This window comes from Streptomyces sp. NPDC006235 (genome assembly GCF_040613735.1).
In the GTDB taxonomy this organism is placed as follows: domain Bacteria; phylum Actinomycetota; class Actinomycetes; order Streptomycetales; family Streptomycetaceae; genus Streptomyces.
This window is the reverse complement of record NZ_JBEXSR010000002.1, coordinates 401,794-418,921: the sequence shown is the minus strand read 5'-3', so window position 1 is coordinate 418,921 and position 17,128 is coordinate 401,794. Positions and strand designations below refer to the sequence as shown.

Here is a 17,128-nt window from a genome sequence, read left to right as displayed (position 1 = left end):
AGAGGCTACTGATCGCCCGCCAATGGAGCGACCCGAAACGGAAATTGACCATCCGTTCCCGGTCACTGACTGCGGCACGTGCCGAATTGATACCCGCACGCACACCCTTCGAACATATGACGAACAGTGTTCGAGCACGTCAAAACGGTCCGCCCCTCCGTGAATCACGGAGGGGCGGACCGGGTCGGCTCCGTCGGGTGGACGAGATGATCAACCCTGGGGAGGTTTCTCTACTTCTCCGACGCGCCGACCAGCTTGCCGTCGGGCCGCACGGCGTACCAGGTGCCGCCGACGCCCTGGCCGTTGGTGTCGCCGGGAGCCTTGTCACCGGCGAAGGTGTAGATCGGCGAGCAGTTGATCGTCTGCTGCTTGCCCTTGCCGTCGGTCCGGTCGAAGATCATGTAGCCCTTCTCCTGGATGCCCTTGGTGTCGGCGTAGTCGACGGGCTCCACGAGCGGCCACTTCTCCAGGCACTCGCCGGTGCAGTTGGAGACGGGCTTGGGCCAGGCCTCGTCCTTCTTGAACCGGTAGACGGTCATGCCGTTCTTGTCGACGACGATCTCGCCGAGTTTGGGGTCGTTGCGGGTGGACAGCCCGGGCTGCGCCCCGGCCTCCTCGCCGCCGGCGGCCCCGCCGCCCCGCGCCTTCTTGCCGTCGGGGGCCAGCGCGTACCACTTGCCGCCCACGCCCTGGCCCTTGACATCACCGGCGTTGACGTCCTTGGCGTAGCGGTAGGCCGGCCAGCCGGCGACGGTGAGCTGCTTGGTGCCGTCGGCGCGGGTGACCGAGCCGAGCAGCGACTTGTCGATGCCCTCACCGGCCTCGGCGTCGTCCGCGGGCACCGGCGGCCAGGTCTTGGCGCAGTCGCCGTCACAGTTCGACTTGGGCGGCTGGTCCGTGTCCTGGTCGAACCGGTACAGGGTGAGGCCCAGGCTGTCGGTCACCACCTTGCCGACCTCCTCGGCGGTGGCGACGGAGAGCTTGCCCGCGGGGTTGGACGGGCTGGAAGGGCTCGGCGCGGCCTGCTGGCCGCCCGGGGTGCCGGCGACCCCGTTCCCGGTGCCGATGCTTCCGTAGTCCCCGGGCGCTGCCGAGGCACCCACGTTCTGGCTGGCCGCCGGAGGGCTGTCCTGACCACACGCCGTCGTCAGCGCCAGGACCGCCGCGGCGCTCGCCACGAGTGAGGCGCTCCGCCAGGAGGTCTTCATCGTCAACTCCCCATAATCGCAAGGGTGTTGCAGCGCCCTGCTGCGCCGCCGCACGGTCATGAGTACGCATGGCGGGCGTGTTTGTGTTCAACCACCGGCCAAATTTCTTTCCGGAACCTGTGACAGCGCCGCCGCCACCGCACACGGGTACGGGCCGGAAGGTCCGCGGGTGACCCACCCGGCAAACCGGTGGCGCCCGGATATCCCCCTTTCGGGGCAATCCCCTTGCGCTCCGGCACGTCTCGGCGGCAGAAGGTTCATGATCTTCGTCGTGCATGGACCCGTATCGACCCAATCCGCCCTCGCCGCAAAGGCCTTGGCGGTGGCGACGCTGACGTGGGCGCTCGTCGGCGCACCGTCTTCAGTGGCGGTGGCCGACGCCTGCGCGTACGCCTCGACGGGGCCGGACGGCACGGAGGCGGTGGCGGTCGCCGGAAGCAGGACCTGGCCGAAGCCGCCGTGCCCGACACCCACACCGCCCCCCACGCCCACGCCCACCCCGACGCCTCCGCCGCCCCCGCCACCGAAGCCGACTCCGAAACCTCCGCCGCCGAAGCCGACTCCGAAGCCGCCGCCGCCCTCGCCGCCACCCCCGAAACCGGCCCCCACGGTCAGACCGGAACCGCCGCCCCCGCCTCCGCCGCCCCCGCCGCCCCCGGCACCACCGCCCCGGCAGGCGCCCCGACCGGCCCCTCCCCCACCCCCCGCCCCGGCACCCAAGCCGTCGGCCAAGCCCACCCCGCGTCCGTCCGCGTCGCCCGTGCACTACCCGCGGTACCGGGCCGCGCCGCGGCCACGGCCGGTGAGCCGCACCATGTCGCCGCTCACCTTCGTCCTGCTCGTCACGGTGCCCGCGGTGGTCGCCGTCGCCGCGCTGCGCGCGCGCTGATCCCTGATGCTCTGGAGGCATCTCTTGCCGGAATGGCTTGTTCTCACCCTCGCGATGCTGGCCGCCGGTGTCGTGGTGGTCGTCGTCACCCTCGTACGCCACCGCACGGCGTCCGACGACGAGGACCCCAGCGAGACCCCGGACGTCATCGAGTACATGACGATGTGGATCGGCGTGGTGTACGCCATCGTCCTGGGTCTGGCGATCGCCGGTGTGTGGGAGGGGCGCAGCGCCGCCCAGGACCACGTCCAGGCGGAGGCCACCGCGCTGCACGAGATCTCGGAGCGGGTCCGGGTCTACCCGGACGACGTGCGCGACCGCATCCGGGACGACATCCACACGTACGTGAGCCACGTCGTCACCACCGAGTGGGACGCCATGGCCGACCAGGACCAGGTCACCGAGCGCGGCGGTGAACTCTTCGAGCGCGTTCGCCAGGACGTCACCGACTACCAGCCGAAGACCGACTTCCAGGCGCAGGCCTACCAGCCGCTCGTCGACCAGGTGACCGCGGCCAGCCAGGCCCGGATCGCCCGGTCGGAGTCGACCGGGGAGACCATGCCGGGCGTGGTGTGGTTCGGTCTGATCGCCGGAGCCGTCGTCACCATCGGGATGATCTTCGTCCTCCAGATCCGCAGAACGACGCGTGAACTGATCCTCGCCGGGCTGTTCTCGGCGCTGATCGCCTTCCTGCTGTTCCTGATCTGGGACTTCGACTCGCCCTACAGCAGGGGCGTGACCGCGTCGGCGGAACCGTTCCTGAACCTCTTCCCAGGGGTCGGGGACTGACGGCACCCCACATCACGGAACCCGGCCGGGGGGCGCGCGACACACCGTCGCCGTCCCCCGTTCGCGTCAGCGGGATTCCCTCTGGCGGCCCACACGTGTGCCCCATTCGCGCGACTGCGATCGCGCTGTCGCGCGCACGTTCTTAGCGTTTCGGGCATCGAGGTGCATTTCTGACGTGAGCGGAACAGGTCCGCGATTGCTCCTCGGGGACCCGGAGGATTCACCATGCGCGCGATATGCGTCGCCTCGGCCTCGGCCGTACTGCTGGGCGCCGGCGCCCTCACCTCCTGCGTGCCGGCCGACGCGGCCATCCAGACCGACTTCGGCTTCAGCGTCGAGCCCTCCACCGTCGCGGCGGGCGGCAAGGTCACGCTGCGGGTGGAGCGCAACGAAGCGTGCGAGGGGGAGGCGGCGGTCTCCTCACCGGTCTTCGACGTGGTCGTCATCCCGCCCGAGGAGTCGTCGGCGACGGCCCGGGTCGACTGGGACGCCAAGCCCGGCGCCGTGTACGACGTGGAGTTCGTCTGCGACGAGTCGAGCGGCACCGCGCGCCTGACCATCGCCGGCGGCCGTCCGACGCACCACCCGACGCACCACCACGGGCATCACCCGCCGCACCACCCCCGCCACCCGTGGAAGGGCGTGCACGCCGGAGAGGGCGGCACCCTCGGCGGACTCGACCTCAAGGAGATCGGCCTCGGCGCCGCGCTGATCGCGGGCGCGCTGGGCACGGCCTATCACTTCGCCCGCCGCCGCACCGACGAGGACACCGGCTGACCGGCCCCGCGCACCGCGCGGCACCCACCACAGGTCTTCGCCCCGGATCCGTCGAGGGATCCGGGGCGAAGTCCGTTCACGTGCGAGACGGCTCGTCGAAGGGGTCCAAGGAGCGTGGAGCGAGGCGTCAGGCGCGGCGCTCGGCGCGGCGGCGCATCCAGAACACCCCACCGCCGACGACCGCGGCGGCCACGAGGCCACCGCCGATGGCCATGTCGGTCGGGGTCGCACCGGTGGTGCTGCTGCCGCCGACACCGCCTCGGACACCGCCGATGACGGTGAAGGCCTGGGGCTTGGTCAGGCTCCTGCCGTTGCACGTGACGGTGATGTCGTACGGCCCCGGGCGGGCGTTGTTCCTGATGGTGGCGGTGCCCCTCGCCGTCTCCCCCTTGGCGTGGGAGACGGGCGAGAGCGTCGCCGGCATCGTGAACGCGTTGGAGGTGGCCGTGCCACCGTGGCGGCAGCCGTCGACCGTGATGGTCAGCTGGCCGCCGCGGGCGATCACACTGGGCAGGGCGACGATGTTGCTGGGTGTGTCCCACGCGACGGCCGCGGGGGCGGAGAGGCCGAGGGCGGCGACCGCGGCGCCGGCGACCGCCAGGGCACGAGTGTTACGCATGTGAACCTCCGCGGAAGACGCCCCGGGACCCGTCCCCGGTCGATCGGCGAGAAAGCGCCTCCCAGAAAGACAGTCAGTTGCCTTGGGGGCACCCGCATTTCGGGAATGGTCCGTCCTGGTGAGAGAAGGCACCGCGGGAGAACCGCGCAATCGGATATCACCGCAGGTCACGGACCGTCGGAAATTTCCTCGCGGCGGCAACTCGGATGGCGCACCTCATGGCTTCGAAGCCCGGGACGGCACGTGATCACCCCGGCCGGCCCCCACCACCCGTTCGCCCCCGCCCCGTCGCCGGTTTCGCGCGCGGCACTTAGCGTTCTGATATGCGCGAACGACACGGCGACGGCCGCGTCGAGAGGGGATGGCCCATGTCTGCGTCCGAGCTGGCCGAGGCGGAAGAGGAGGCGCGGCCGAAGAAGCGCGCCCCGTGGGGCGTGATAGCGCTGGTTCTGCTGACCGGCCTCGCGCTCATCCGGAATGGTTCGGGGGAATTCGACGAGGGCCCGCCGCAGCCGGCGACCGCGGCCGCGGCGGACAGCCGCGTGCCCGCGGCCACGTTCGCCGGGTCCGTCAAGCCCCTCCCCTACGCCCTCCCGGACCGGGTGCGGATCCCGGCGATCCAGGTCGACGCGCCGATGATTCCCGTGGGCCTGGACGCCGACGGCTGGGTCGGCGCGCCGCCCCCGGAGGACCCGAACCTGGCCGGCTGGTTCACCGGTGCCGTCACCCCCGGCGAGAAGGGCACCGCGGTCGTCGTCGGCCATGTCGACAACCAGCAGGGCCCCGCCGTGTTCTACGGACTCGGGGCCCTGAAGAAGGGGAACCGCGTCGAGGTCGCCCGGCAGGACGCGAAGACCGCCGTGTTCGAGATCTACGGCATCGAGGTGTTCGAGAAGAACAACTTCCCCGGCGACCGTGTCTACGCCTCCAAGGGGGCGGCGGAACTGCGGGTCATCACCTGCGGCGGCGGTTTCTCCCAGCAGAACGGCTACGACGGCAACGTCGTCGCCTTCGCCCGCCTGGTCGAGGTGCGCTGAGCGTTCCCCGGCCGGGCGGGCGAAGGCCCCACAGCCATCTCAGGCTTAGGGCGTGTCCGTAGAGTCCCGTCGTCCGCCCGGAGGGCGGGCCGCGCGGCGTCCGGTGCGTGCTCTGGGGGTCCCCCCGGCCGAAGGCTGGGGGAGTGCCGGGCGGACGCCCGCGTACTGGTTGTACGCGGGTGGCCGCCCGGTGCGGCGAGTGGGGGCACCTCCCACGCCCTTAAGGCAGTGGGGGAGCGTGCCGGGCGCCGCGCGGCAGGCGGGACTTTGCGGACACTGCCTAGTGCCGCCGCGGCACGGTGACGTGGTAGCCGGAGTCCAGCAGTTCGGGCAGATAACGCCGCAGGGCCCGCACGCTCTGCGAGCGGTCGCCCCCGGCGTCGTGCGCGAGCACCACGACACCGGGGGCGGCGCCGTTCTCGACCCGGTCGACGATGGACCGGGTGCCGGGAGTGGTCCAGTCGAGGGTGTCGAGCGTCCAGGCGAGGGGTTCCATGCCGAGTTCGGCGCCGAGCTGGAAGGTGGCGCGGTTCCAGGCGCCGTAAGGGGCGCGGAACCACTCGGGGCGCTCGCCGTAGGCCTCCTCGATGACGTCGCAGGTGCGTTCCAGCTGGGAGCGGATCTGCCGGCGGGTGAGGCGGGTGAGCAGCGGGTGGGACCAGGTGTGGTTCCCCACGACATGGCCCTCGTCGGCCATCCGGGCCAGCAGCACCTTGTGGTCGGCGGCCATCTCCCCGCACACGAAGAACATGGCGCGCACGTCGTACTCGGCCAGGGTGTCGAGGATGGCCGGGGTGTAGCGGGGGTCGGGGCCGTCGTCGAAGGTCAGCACCATGGTCCGCCCGCGTCCGGAGACGCGCAGCAGCGGTGCGCGGCGTACCAGGGTCCGGCGGGGCGCGGCCTGCGGCGGGCCGTATCCGGTCAGGGGCTGGAGACGGTACGCGGAGGCGCCGAGAGGGCGGCGGGGCTGGGGCCCCGCGGCCGGGACGGACCCGGCGGGGCCTTCCCCGGTGACCGCCGTGACCACACCGGCCGTGGCGGCCGCTCCCACGGCGCCGGTGCCCGCGATCAACAGCCGGCGGCGGGTGAGCAACTGATCCTTCTTCATGACTCATCAGTCGCCCGGCGGAAGGCCGACGCACCTGAGCAACACCGGTGCGGCGGCACGGATTCACCCGAACGGCCCAGGCAAAAGGGTCAGTGGCGGCGCACCAGGGGGAACGGCAGGGTCTCTCGGATCGTCAGTCCGGTGAGGAACATGACCAGCCGGTCGACGCCGATGCCGAGGCCGCCGGTGGGCGGCATGGCGTATTCGAGGGCGTCGAGGAAGTCCTCGTCGAGTTCCATCGCCTCGGGGTCTCCCCCGGCGGCGAGCAGGGACTGCGCGGTCAGCCGGCGGCGCTGCTCGACGGGGTCGGTCAGCTCCGAGTAGGCGGTGCCCAGTTCGGTGCCGAAGGCGACGAGGTCCCAGCGTTCGGCGAGGCGCGGGTCGCTGCGGTGCTGCCGGGTGAGCGGGGAGACGTCGGTCGGGAAGTCCTTGTAGAAGGTGGGAAGCCAGGTCCGCTCCTCCACCAGCCGCTCGTACATCTCCAGGACGATGTCGCCGTGGCCGTCGTCGGCGGTGTACGGCACGCCGGCGCGGTCGCAGAGCCGCAGCAGCTCGGGCTGCTCGGTACCGGGGTGGATCTCCTCGCCGAGGGCCTCGCTGACGGCGCCGTAGACGGTCTTGACCGGCCACGGCCCGGAGATGTCGTACTCCGTGCCGTCCTTGTGGGCGACGGGTCTGCCGAAGGCGGCGGTCGCGGCGCCCTGGATCAGTTCGCGGACGAGGTCGAGCATCACGTCGTAGTCGGCGAAGGCCTGGTATGCCTCCAGCATCGTGAACTCGGGGTTGTGCTTGTAGGAGACGCCCTCGTTGCGGAAGGTGCGGCCCAGCTCGAAGACCTTCTCCAGGCCGCCGACGCACAGCCGCTTGAGGTACAGCTCGGGGGCGATGCGCAGATGGAGGTCGAGGTCGTAGGCGTTGATGTGGGTGGTGAAGGGGCGGGCGTTGGCGCCGCCGTGGATCTGCTGGAGCATCGGTGTCTCGACCTCCAGGTAGCCGCGTTCCAGCAGGCCCTGGCGCAGCGCCTGGACGGCGGTGGAGCGGGCGCGCACGACCTCGCGGGCGTCTGGGCTCGCGACGAGGTCGAGGTAGCGGCGGCGGACCTTGGCCTCGGGGTCGGCCAGGCGCCGGCGTTTGTCGGGCAGGGGGCGCAGGCATTTGCCGGTGAGCTGCCAGGAGGTGACGAAGACGGTCGGCTCGCCCTGGTCGCTGACGCCGGCCCGGCCGGTGGCGGTGATGTGGTCGCCGATGTCGGTGTCGGCGGTGAAGCGGTCCAGGGCGGGTCCGGAGCGGTCGCGGGTGAGGGCGAGCTGGTGGTCACCGGACCAGTCGCGCAGGACGACGAAGACGATGCCGCCGAAGTCGCGGACCAGCATGATCCGCCCGGCGACGGTGACGTCCTGGCCCCGCTCGACGCCGGCGAGGGTGTGGGTGGGGGCCGGGATGCCCACGGGGTAGGGGTCGGTGCCGGCGGCGCGCAGCCGGTCGAGCTTGCGGTGCCGGACGCGGACCTGGTCGGGCAGGCCGTCGAGGGGGTCGGCGGGCTCGGTCCCGTCCCCTCCGGCGAGGCCGAGCGCCGCCAACGACGGCAGCCCGCGCGTGGTGGCGGGCCGCTGTCCGCCCTTCGGGTGCCCTCTTCCTCTTCCCCACAACGTGCGCATCGACGGTACGGAGACGAAGCCCTCGGCGATTCCGGAGGCGAGGCCGACCCGGGCGAGCGAGGCGGCGTCCGGGTAGCAGAGGAAGCGGGGGTACCACTCGGGGCGGTACTTGGCGTTGGACCGGTACAGGGCCTCCAGTTGCCACCACTTGGAGAAGAACAGCAGCAGGCGGCGCCAGAGGCGGAGCACCGGTCCGGCGCCGATGCGGGCGCCCTCCTCGAACACGGAGCGGAAGACGGCGAAATTCAGCGAGATCCTGCGCACGCCCAGTTTCGGTGCGGCGTGGCACAGTTCGCCGACCATGAACTCCATGACGCCGTTGGGTGCGGTGCGGTCACGGCGCATCAGGTCCAGGGAGACGCCGTCCCTGCCCCAGGGCACGAAGGACTGGAGGGCGAGGAGACGGCCGTCCTCGTCGTGGGCCTCGACGAGGAGGCAGTCACCGTCGGCCGGGTCGCCGAGCCGGTCCAGGGCCATGGAGAAGCCGCGCTCGGTCTCGGTGTCGCGCCAGGCGTCGGCCCGTTCGACGATCTGCCGCATCTCCTCCTCGGCGAGGGTGGAGTGGCGGCGGACCCGGCAGGTGACGCCGAGGCGGCGGACCCGGTTGACGGCCTGGCGGGTGACGCGCATGTCGCGGCCGTCGAGGTCGAAGTCGAGGACGTGCAGGATCGCCTCGTCGCCGAGCTGGAGCGCGCCGAGCCCGGCCCGGACGAAGGCCCTGGCGCCCTCCTCGGAGGCGCCCATCACGGCCGGTACCCAGGCGTACCGGCGGGCCATCTCCTGCCAGGCGGCGATCGCGTGCGGCCAGGCCTCCCGGTCGCCCACCGGGTCGCCGCTGGCCAGGCACACCCCGGCCTCGACGCGGTAGGTGACGGCGGCCTTGCCGCTGGGCGAGAAGACGACGGCCTTGTCGCGGCGGGTGGCGAAGTAGCCGAGGGAGTCCTGGTCGCCGTAGCGGCCGAGGAGGGCGCGGATGCGGGCCTCCTCGTCCTCGTGCAGGGCGGCTTCCAGGCGCTGCGAGCGGAACAGGGTGGTGGCGGCGTTCAGCAGGGCGAGCGCGCCGAACAGGCCGAGCAGGAAGAACAGGGCGTGCGGCGGGCGGCCGTCGAAGCTGCCCGCGGGCACGAGGCCGCCCAGGACCCGGTTGGCGGCCCAGGCGAGGCGCTCGCCGCGGGGCAGAGTGCCCGGGAACGCCTCGACGAGGCCCCAGCCGGCCAGGATCACCACGAGCAGCCCGGCCACCAGGACGGCGAGCGCCCGGCGCACGGCAGCCCGGCGGGAGGCGGCGTAGAACTCGCCGCGGGCGACGATGAGCAGGGCCAGGGCGAGGCCGCAGACCACGAAGGACGGGACGGATTCGGCGAACTCGCCGACGGCCATGCCGAGGATGTCGGTCAGGACCAGCAGGCCCAGGTAGACGACGACCAACCACCAGGCGATCTTCTTGCGGGCGCCGGTCGCGGCGGCGAGCAGGAACAGGAAGACCGCGTAGGCGAGGTTGGCGCTGACGGGGACGAGCAGCAGGTCGAGGAAGCGGACGAGGGGGCGGAGGCCGGTGCGCAGCGGCGGGATGACCGCCAGCAGGGCGCAGAACAGGCCCAGGGCGCCGAAGAGGACCGCGAAGCCGCCGGGCACCCGGCTCAGGAAGCCGTGGGCCCGGCGGCGGGACGGCCGTATCGGACCCGTGGTGTCCTTCTCGGCCGTCCCGGTCTCCGCGGAGGCGCTCATGTTCCGACTCTAGGAACACCCGCGTCTTCTCGCCCCTCGAGGGCTCCCGCCCCCGGAACGGAGCTGTGGCCTCCGATAGCCTCGCGGCGTGATGGAACAGCACTCCCCTCAGTTCGAACGGGGCACGGACGGGCCGAAGGTGATCGTGGCCGGGGTGGACGGCTCCGACTCGTCCCTGCGGGCCGCGGCCTACGCCGCCGGCCTGGCCCGCCGCCAGCACGCGCTGCTCGCCGTGGTGTACGTGCAGCCGGTGCTGGCGACGGGAGCGGCGCTCGGTGCGCCGGTGGCCGAGACGACCGACGAGATCGCCGAGGACCTGGTGGCGTACATCCGGGACGCGGCCGAGCGGCTCAAGGGGATGTTCGAGGTCCGCTGGGAGTTCCACACGTTCCGCGGCGACCCGTACAGCGGCCTGGTGAAGGCGGCGGACGAACTCAAGGCCGACGCGGTGGTCGTGGGCGCGTCCGAGCAGGCGGGCCACCGGTTCGTCGGATCGGTGGCGGTACGTCTGGTGAAGGCCGGGCGCTGGCCGGTGACGGTGGTGCCGTAGGCCTCGACCGGCATGCGAGGACCTAGGTCCCTGGTCGGTGGGCACGCGGGCATGGGGGCCCGATGATGCGGGGGTGACTTCTTACGCCTTCGACGTGGACGCCTTCCTGCGCCGGCCCCTCACCGCACGCCTCGCCACCAACGGGCCGACGGTCCGCCCGGTCTGGTACCTGTGGGAGGACGACGCCTTCTGGGTGCTGACCGGGCCCTGGGCCCGTCTCTTCGGCCGGGTGCGGGACGATCCCGAGGTCGCGCTGGTGGTGGACGAGTGCGACCTGGCGACCGGGCTGGTCCGGCAGGTGATCGCGCGGGGCCGGGCCGAGCTCGTGCCGTTCGGTGTCGAGCGGGGCAGGCGCAAGCTCGTCCGCTATCTGGGTGCGGACGAGGAGCGGTGGGACGAGCGGTTCGTGCACTATCTGTACGACGATCCCGCGCAGCGGGGGACGGTCTGGCTGCGGTTGAAGCCCGTGTCCCTCGTCGCGCACGACTTGAGCTACGCCGTGGCCTCCTGAGGCTGCAGGGGCCGTGCGCGGTGTCTTCCGTCGCGGGGGCAGCTGGGCCATCATGATCCGCCATCAGCCGTTTGCCGATCGCGAAGAAGTGAGGCGCATGGCCGGGCTCCGGATGGGACAAGGGATTCTCCGTCGCAAACCCATCGAGCTGATCGAGGAGACGGAAGTCGGCAAGGGCACCCAGCTGGAACGGTCCCTGGGACTGTGGCAGCTGACCGCCATCGGGGTCGGCGGCATCATCGGCGCGGGCATCTTCACGCTCGCGGGAACGGTGGCCAACGGCACGGCGGGTCCGGCCGTGCTCGTCTCGTTCCTCATCGCGGGCGTCGCGAGTGCCGCGGCCGCCCTGTCCTACGCGGAGTTTGCCGGGCTCATCCCGAAGGCCGGTTCCGCCTACACCTACGGCTACGCGGTGCTCGGCGAGCTCGCGGGCTGGTTCATCGGCTGGGACCTGCTGCTGGAGTACACGGCGATCGTGGCGGTGGTCGCGATCGGCATCTCGGGCTACTTCAGCTTCCTGGTCGGCGAGATGGGCGCCGACCTGCCCAACTGGATGCTGGGCGCGCCCGGCACCGGCGACGGGCACAGAGTCGACCTCTTCGCGGCGCTGCTGTGCCTGCTGATCGCGTATCTGCTCACCCTCGGCATCAAGAACGCGGCCCGGTTCGAGACGGTCGTGGTGGTGCTGAAAGTCCTGGTCGTGCTGCTGGTGATCGGGGTCGGCGTGTTCCACATCGACACGGCGCACTACAACCCGTTCTTCCCCTACGGGGTGGGCGGGGCGTTCACGGGCGCGGCGACGGTGTTCTTCGCGGTCTTCGGCTACGACGCCATGTCGACGGCGGCCGAGGAGTCCAAGGACGCGCAGCGGCACATGCCGAAGGCGATCATCTACTCGCTCGTCATCTCGATGGTGCTGTACGTGGCGGCCTGCCTGGTGCTGACGGGCATGCAGGACCACAAGGACATCGACAAGGAGAGCGGCTTCTCGACGGCGTTCAAGTCGGTGGGGCTGAGCGGGCTGGCCGACGTCATCGCGGTGGGCGCGATCATCGGCATCCTCACGGTGATGTTCACCTTCATGCTGGGCGTGACCCGGGTGTGGTTCTCCATGTCCCGTGACGGGCTGCTGCCCCGGTGGTTCGCGAAGACGCACTCGACGCGGCACGTGCCCACGCGTGTCACCTGGATCGTGGGGTTCGCGTCGGCCGCCATCGCCGGGTTCCTGCCGATCGGCGAGGCGGCCGAACTGACCAACATCGGCATCCTGCTGGCGTTCGTGGTGGTGTGCGCGGCGGTGATCGTGCTGCGTTACCGGCAGCCGGACCTGCCGCGCACGTTCCGTACGCCGTGGATGCCGGTGGTACCGGCGGTGGGCATCGTCTTCTCGATCTGGCTGATCACCTTCCTCCAGTGGCAGACGTGGGCGCGGTTCGCCGTCTGGTTCGCGATCGGGCTCGTGATCTACTTCGCCTACTCCTACCGGCGTTCGGAGCTGGCGCGGCGCTGACCGGGCGGTTCTCGCCTACTCCCCCATCACCAGGCCGTCCTCGGCCGCGCCCCGGCTGAGCACGATGTCGCGGATGCGGTCGCGGACGGCCTGTACGCCGGCGCCCTGGGCGATCGCCCGGTTGAGGTTGACGACCCGGCCGGCGTCGACGTCGAACCACTGCGGGACGAACTCGGCCTTCGTCACCTCCCAGCGGCCGCCCGGCCGTGCGGGCGGGGCGAAGGTGAAGCGGCCGAGGGTGGACTGGTTGCCGCGCGGGTCCTTGGCGCCCTGGTGGTTGGTCATCTCGCCGGCGATCTGGTCGCCCATGCCGTAGATCACCCAGGTGCCGTTGACCTTCTCGTAGGCCTGCGGGACGTGCGCGTGGGTGCCGAGGATCAGGTCGATGTCGGGGCGGCTCCCGCTGCGCGCGGCGGTGAGGCTCCGGGCCAGGGTCAGCTGCCGTTCGTCGGGGGCGTCCTGCCATTCGGTGCCCCAGTGCAGGGAGACCACGACCACGTCGGCGCCCGCCTCGCGTGCGGCCCGGGCGTCCGCGAGGACCGTTGCCTCGTCGATGAGGTTCACGGCCCAGGGCTGCCCGTCGGGGAGCGGGACGCCGTTGGTGTCGTAGGTGTAGGCGAGGTGGGCGACCTTCGCCGGTCCGGCCCTCAGCACCGTCACCGTGCGGGCCTCCTCCTCGGTGCGTGCCGAGCCGGCGTGCCGGACGCCCGCGCGGTCGAGGGCGTCGAGGGTGCGGCGGATGCCGTCGGCGCCGTCGTCGAGGGTGTGGTTGGAGGCGGTGGAGCAACCGTCGTAGCCGGTGGTGGCGAGGGCCGGGGCCACCTCGGGCGGGGACTTGAAGGTGGGGTAGCCGGTGTACTCGCCGTTCGCGCCGTACACGGTCTCCATGTGGCACAGGGCCACGTCGGCGCGGGAGACGACGGAGCGGATCCCCGCGAGCATCGGCCGGAAGTCGTAGCCGGTGCCGCCGGCGTCGAAGCGGGCCCGGTCGATGATCGTGCTGTGCGGGAGGACGTCTCCGGAGGCGACCAGTGTGAAGCCGCGGGATCCCACCGCGGAGGGTGCCGGGCGTCCGTGGCCGGACGGTTCGTGGCTGCGGGCCTGACAGGCGGCCCCCGCGGCGAGGGCGACGGTCAGGGCCAGGGCCACCTGTCGACTGCGTGCGATCATCCATTCACCCCACTGTGGGCGTTGTTGTCGTATTTACACACAAACAGGAAAGAAGGCGCACAGCGCCCCGCCCGGCTCCGACACGCTCATCAGCCCGTCCGGCACCCACATGGACGGCGCCCCGACCGTTCGTCGAACCGTTCGTCGACGCGATCGACCGTCCGCCGCACAGGCGGGTACGTGGCCTGTCCCCCCGGCCGCGCCCTGCGGTGGCATACGGCCATGACGGCCGGATCCACTCTCACGAACGGGACGACCGCCGAGCACGAGCTCGCCGCACTGCAGCGGGAGCACGGCCGGCCCCTCTTCGCGCTCCTGCTCCGGCTCTGCGACGGCGACCGGCAGCGCGCGGAGGACCTGGTGCAGGAGACGCTGGTGCGCGCCTGGCAGCATCCCGAGGCCCTGCGCGCCGACGACTTCGACTCCGTGCGGCCCTGGCTGATGACCGTCGCGCGGCGGCTCGCGATCGACGCCCGGCGGGCCCGGCAGGCGCGTCCCACCGAGGTCGGCGACGCGGTGCTGGAGAACGCGCGGGTCATCTCCGACCACGCCGAGCGGGCCGCGGCGATGCTCGACGTCCGCCAGGCTGTGAAGACACTCACTCCGGAACACCGTGAAGTCCTGGTGCTCGTGTACTTCCAGGGGGCGAGTGTGGCGGAAGCAGCGGCGACCCTCGGCATCCCGCCCGGTACCGTGAAGTCCCGCGCGTACTATGCGCTGCGCGCCCTGCGCCGGGTGCTTCCGGGATACGCCGCCGACCTGCACTGAAACCAATGGCCGAGTCAAGCCTCCGTAAAGCGCCTTGCTGAGGACCCCGGTTGAGTAATCGGCTGTTCCCATCCGTGTTCCGGATGGGGCCGTCAGCGCCCCGGGGCCCGGTGTCGGGCGACGCGCACGTACCGGAGGAAGGCAGGAAGGGATGCTGCACAGAAGCGAAGAGGGCACGGACGGCGCCGGCGGTGAACTGACCGTCCCCATGGCGTGGTTGTATGCCGAGTACATCGCCGACGAGCTGCTGCGGACCGGCGATCTGATGCCGCCGACGTCCTTCGAGTTCCGCGCGGGGCGGGACGCACTGGCATTGACCATCTTCCTCTCCGACACGGAGGGAGAGCTGTCCGGCATCCGGGTCGTCACGCAGCTGGAGACGTGGCTGTCACTGACGGCGTACGACCAGCCGTGGCAGGAGTGGGTGCGCGAGCGGCTCGACGAGCTCGCCGCCGCGGCCGCGGAGTCGGGCCGGCCCTCGCCGGACCTGGACCTCGCGGAGGAGGCCTGGCGCTGGCTCCAGGAGACGGAGCTGCTCGCACCCGACCTGAACGCGGTGCCGGGCGGCGCTCCGGTGGTCGGGGAGGACGAGGGGCCGAAGGTCTGGACGCCCGCCTGGCAGCTCGGACTGCCGCTGGGACACCTCGCCATCCATCTTTTTTAGATTTCTGCGGCCCAGGACCAATCCGCGGGCCGGAGCGCTCCGAATCCTTTGGTTGCGATTGTGTCACCGGCTTGAGTGATTCCGCTGCCTGGTCCGTACCGGTGGGAGCAAGGAGTAACCCCACCCGCACCCAACGGCACGAGGATTCGGCATGAGGTCCCTGGAAAGGCATCGCGACGTCGGCGCCTACGCGCTCGGCGTGCTGGACGAGGCGGAAGCCTTCCGCTTCGAGGACCACCTCATGGAGTGCCCTCGGTGCGCCGCAGAGGTGACGGAATTTGGACCGACGACACGGCAGTTGATGCTGTACCGGCGGGCTACGCCACGGTTCGTGCACCCGATGGCGCAGCCCGGGCCGCGCATGCTGGACCGGTTGCTGGCCGAGGTGGCGACGCGCCGCCGGGCCGGACGCCGGCGCATGCTGTTCGGCCTGGCCGCGTCGGTGGTGATCGCCGTGTCGGTACCCGGCGTCGCGATGATGGCGCGGGGCGGCGCCGAGGAGCCGGTGCGGATCGCGGCGACCGACGCGCGGTCGGGTGTCTGGGCCCAGGTCACGGTCGAGGACAAGGCCTCGGGCAGCCAGGTCGAACTGAAGGTGAAGGACTCGGCCGGTCCCCGCCCCTGCCACCTGGTCATCGTCGGCCGGGACGGCACCGAGGAGACCGCGACCAGCTGGCACGGGCCCGGGCACGACGACCGGCCCAGCACGATGATGGCCAGCTCCTCCAAGCATCCCGACGAGACCGCCCGCTACGAGGTCCGCTCGGCGTCCGGAGAGGTCCTGGTGAGACTCCAGCCCCAGTAGGCCGCCTCCGTGTCTCCGTTCGCGAAGGGGCTGTCGTCCGTACGCCCCCGCCGCCGGGCACCCCGCGCGCCCCGGTGTGAAACTGCTGGACGACGCACCCGGAAGGCCCCGGGTGCCCGCGGTCCCGGCGAGGGGAGACGAGGTGGTGACGGCAGAGACCGGCGACGGTCGCCTGGAGGCGTTCCTCGCCGACCCGGAGACCGCGGCGCTGGACCTCACCACCGCGGCGGCCCGCTGCACCAAGGCGCTGGGCCTGCAGCACTCCGTGGTCTATCTCGCCGACATCCAGCAGCGCCGGCTCGTCCCGCTCGGCGACATCACCCCACCCCTGCTCGTCGACGACTCGCTCGCGGGCTGGACCTACCGCACCCAGTCCCTGCGCGTGGCGGAGTCCGAGGCGGGCGGCATGACGGCCTGGGTCCCCCTCGTGGACGGCGCGGAACGCCTCGGCGTCCTCGCCGTGCAGGCGCCGTCGCTGACGCCGGCCGTCCTGCGCCGCGGCAGGGCTCTGGCCACCCTGCTCGCCATGATGATCACCTCGGCCCGGGCGTACCAGGACTCCTTCGTCCGGCGTACGCGTACCAACCCCATGGCCCTGCCCGCCGAGATGCTGCGGGCCTTCCTGCCGCCCCGCACGATCGGCACCGGACACGTCGTGTCGACGGCCGTGCTGGAGCCGGCCTACGAGATCGGCGGCGACGCCTTCGACCACTCCCTGACGGAGACGACGCTGCACGCCACGGTCCTCGACGCCATGGGACACGACCTGGCCTCCGGGCTCACCACGGCCGTGTCACTGGCCGCGTGCCGCAACGCCCGGCGGACCGGGGCGGACCTGCCCGCACTCGTGGAGTGCGTCGACGACGCGCTGGCGCGCTGGCTGCCCGACCAGTTCTGCACGGGCGTCCTGGCCCAGCTGGACCTGGCCTCCGGGACGCTGCGGTGGAGCAACTGCGGGCATCCCACCCCGCTGCTCATCCGCGACCAGCGGCTGCTCGTCGACGCGATGCGGCGCGAGCCGGAACCGCCGATGGGGCTGCCCTCGCTGCTCGCCGGGCGGCAGCGGCGGACGCACGAGATCGCGCTGCAGCCGGGCGACCGGGTGCTGATGTACACGGACGGGGTCACCGAGGCCAGGGGTGCCGACGGCGCGGAGTTCGGGCTGGAGCAGTTCGCCGACTACATCATCCGGGCTACGGACGCGGGAGAGCTGGCGCCCGAGACGCTGCGGCGCCTCATCCACTCCATCCTCGACTCGTCCACCAGCCGGCTGCGGGACGACGCGACCATCCTCATGTTCGAGTGGTCGGGCCCGCCCCGCTGAGGGCGGGGCCGGG

16 protein-coding genes are annotated in these 17,128 nt (G+C 71.8%); 11 read left to right on the top strand and 5 right to left on the bottom strand.

The window, feature by feature from the left end; translation table 11 throughout:
• Positions 1-230: 230 nt before the first annotated feature.
• Positions 231-1,208: an SCO0930 family lipoprotein gene (locus tag ABZ192_RS03970; protein ID WP_356922920.1), complete on the bottom strand. Its 978-nt coding sequence runs from the start codon at positions 1,206-1,208 to the stop codon at positions 231-233.
• A gap of 760 nt (positions 1,209-1,968) precedes the next feature.
• On the opposite strand from ABZ192_RS03970, the gene ABZ192_RS03965 reads away from it, so the two are divergent.
• The 3 genes from ABZ192_RS03965 (at position 1,969) to ABZ192_RS03955 (ending at position 3,663) form a co-directional block, all read left to right on the top strand.
• Positions 1,969-2,097, top strand: a complete 129-nt coding sequence (locus ABZ192_RS03965; protein WP_356922919.1) for a hypothetical protein — start codon at positions 1,969-1,971, stop codon at positions 2,095-2,097.
• A 24-nt stretch (positions 2,098-2,121) separates the two neighbouring features.
• Positions 2,122-2,886, top strand: a complete 765-nt coding sequence (locus tag ABZ192_RS03960; RefSeq protein WP_356922918.1) for a DUF4239 domain-containing protein — start codon at positions 2,122-2,124, stop codon at positions 2,884-2,886.
• A gap of 225 nt (positions 2,887-3,111) precedes the next feature.
• Positions 3,112-3,663: a hypothetical protein gene (locus ABZ192_RS03955; RefSeq protein ID WP_356922917.1), complete on the top strand. Its 552-nt coding sequence runs from the start codon at positions 3,112-3,114 to the stop codon at positions 3,661-3,663.
• Between the two features lie 127 nt (positions 3,664-3,790).
• Here ABZ192_RS03955 and ABZ192_RS03950 read toward each other — a convergent pair whose 3' ends face one another.
• Complete coding sequence (locus ABZ192_RS03950) at positions 3,791-4,282, bottom strand: hypothetical protein (protein WP_356922916.1); 492 nt, start codon at positions 4,280-4,282, stop codon at positions 3,791-3,793.
• A gap of 368 nt (positions 4,283-4,650) precedes the next feature.
• Here ABZ192_RS03950 and ABZ192_RS03945 point away from each other — a divergent pair, with 368 nt between their 5' ends.
• Positions 4,651-5,319 (top strand): class F sortase, encoded by a 669-nt coding sequence (locus tag ABZ192_RS03945; RefSeq protein ID WP_356922915.1) that lies wholly within the window; start codon positions 4,651-4,653, stop codon positions 5,317-5,319.
• A 280-nt stretch (positions 5,320-5,599) separates the two neighbouring features.
• Here the strand turns inward: ABZ192_RS03945 and ABZ192_RS03940 are convergent, their stop codons facing one another.
• Entirely contained in the window at positions 5,600-6,427 is an 828-nt protein-coding gene (locus ABZ192_RS03940; RefSeq protein ID WP_356922914.1) for a polysaccharide deacetylase family protein, read from the bottom strand.
• 89 nt (positions 6,428-6,516) lie between these two features.
• The gene (gene lysX / locus ABZ192_RS03935) at positions 6,517-9,813 is read right to left on the bottom strand and encodes a bifunctional lysylphosphatidylglycerol synthetase/lysine--tRNA ligase LysX (RefSeq protein WP_356922913.1); all 3,297 of its coding nucleotides are present in this window, start codon (positions 9,811-9,813) and stop codon (positions 6,517-6,519) included.
• Positions 9,814-9,901: 88 nt separating this feature from the next.
• Here lysX and ABZ192_RS03930 point away from each other — a divergent pair, with 88 nt between their 5' ends.
• The 3 genes from ABZ192_RS03930 (at position 9,902) to ABZ192_RS03920 (ending at position 12,384) form a co-directional block, all read left to right on the top strand.
• Complete coding sequence (locus ABZ192_RS03930) at positions 9,902-10,363, top strand: universal stress protein (protein WP_356922912.1); 462 nt, start codon at positions 9,902-9,904, stop codon at positions 10,361-10,363.
• Positions 10,364-10,436: 73 nt separating this feature from the next.
• Positions 10,437-10,874 (top strand): pyridoxamine 5'-phosphate oxidase family protein, encoded by a 438-nt coding sequence (locus tag ABZ192_RS03925; protein WP_356922911.1) that lies wholly within the window; start codon positions 10,437-10,439, stop codon positions 10,872-10,874.
• A gap of 97 nt (positions 10,875-10,971) precedes the next feature.
• On the top strand, positions 10,972-12,384 hold the full coding sequence (locus ABZ192_RS03920) for an amino acid permease (protein WP_356922910.1): 1,413 nt from the start codon (positions 10,972-10,974) through the stop codon (positions 12,382-12,384).
• A 15-nt stretch (positions 12,385-12,399) separates the two neighbouring features.
• Here ABZ192_RS03920 and ABZ192_RS03915 read toward each other — a convergent pair whose 3' ends face one another.
• Positions 12,400-13,554 carry a CapA family protein gene (locus ABZ192_RS03915; RefSeq protein ID WP_356922909.1) on the bottom strand — a complete coding sequence of 385 codons (1,155 nt, stop codon included), beginning with the start codon at positions 13,552-13,554 and terminating at the stop codon, positions 12,400-12,402.
• 222 nt (positions 13,555-13,776) lie between these two features.
• Between ABZ192_RS03915 and ABZ192_RS03910 the strand changes: the two genes are divergently transcribed.
• From ABZ192_RS03910 to ABZ192_RS03895, 4 genes are all read left to right on the top strand, one after another.
• Positions 13,777-14,322, top strand: coding sequence for a sigma-70 family RNA polymerase sigma factor (locus tag ABZ192_RS03910; protein ID WP_356922908.1), 546 nt, complete (start codon positions 13,777-13,779; stop codon positions 14,320-14,322).
• Between the two features lie 151 nt (positions 14,323-14,473).
• The gene (locus ABZ192_RS03905) at positions 14,474-14,986 is read left to right on the top strand and encodes a hypothetical protein (RefSeq protein WP_356922906.1); all 513 of its coding nucleotides are present in this window, start codon (positions 14,474-14,476) and stop codon (positions 14,984-14,986) included.
• A gap of 151 nt (positions 14,987-15,137) precedes the next feature.
• Positions 15,138-15,791: a zf-HC2 domain-containing protein gene (locus ABZ192_RS03900; protein ID WP_356922905.1), complete on the top strand. Its 654-nt coding sequence runs from the start codon at positions 15,138-15,140 to the stop codon at positions 15,789-15,791.
• Positions 15,792-15,933: 142 nt separating this feature from the next.
• Positions 15,934-17,115, top strand: coding sequence for a PP2C family protein-serine/threonine phosphatase (locus tag ABZ192_RS03895; protein WP_356922904.1), 1,182 nt, complete (start codon positions 15,934-15,936; stop codon positions 17,113-17,115).
• The last annotated feature ends 13 nt before the right edge of the window (positions 17,116-17,128 follow it).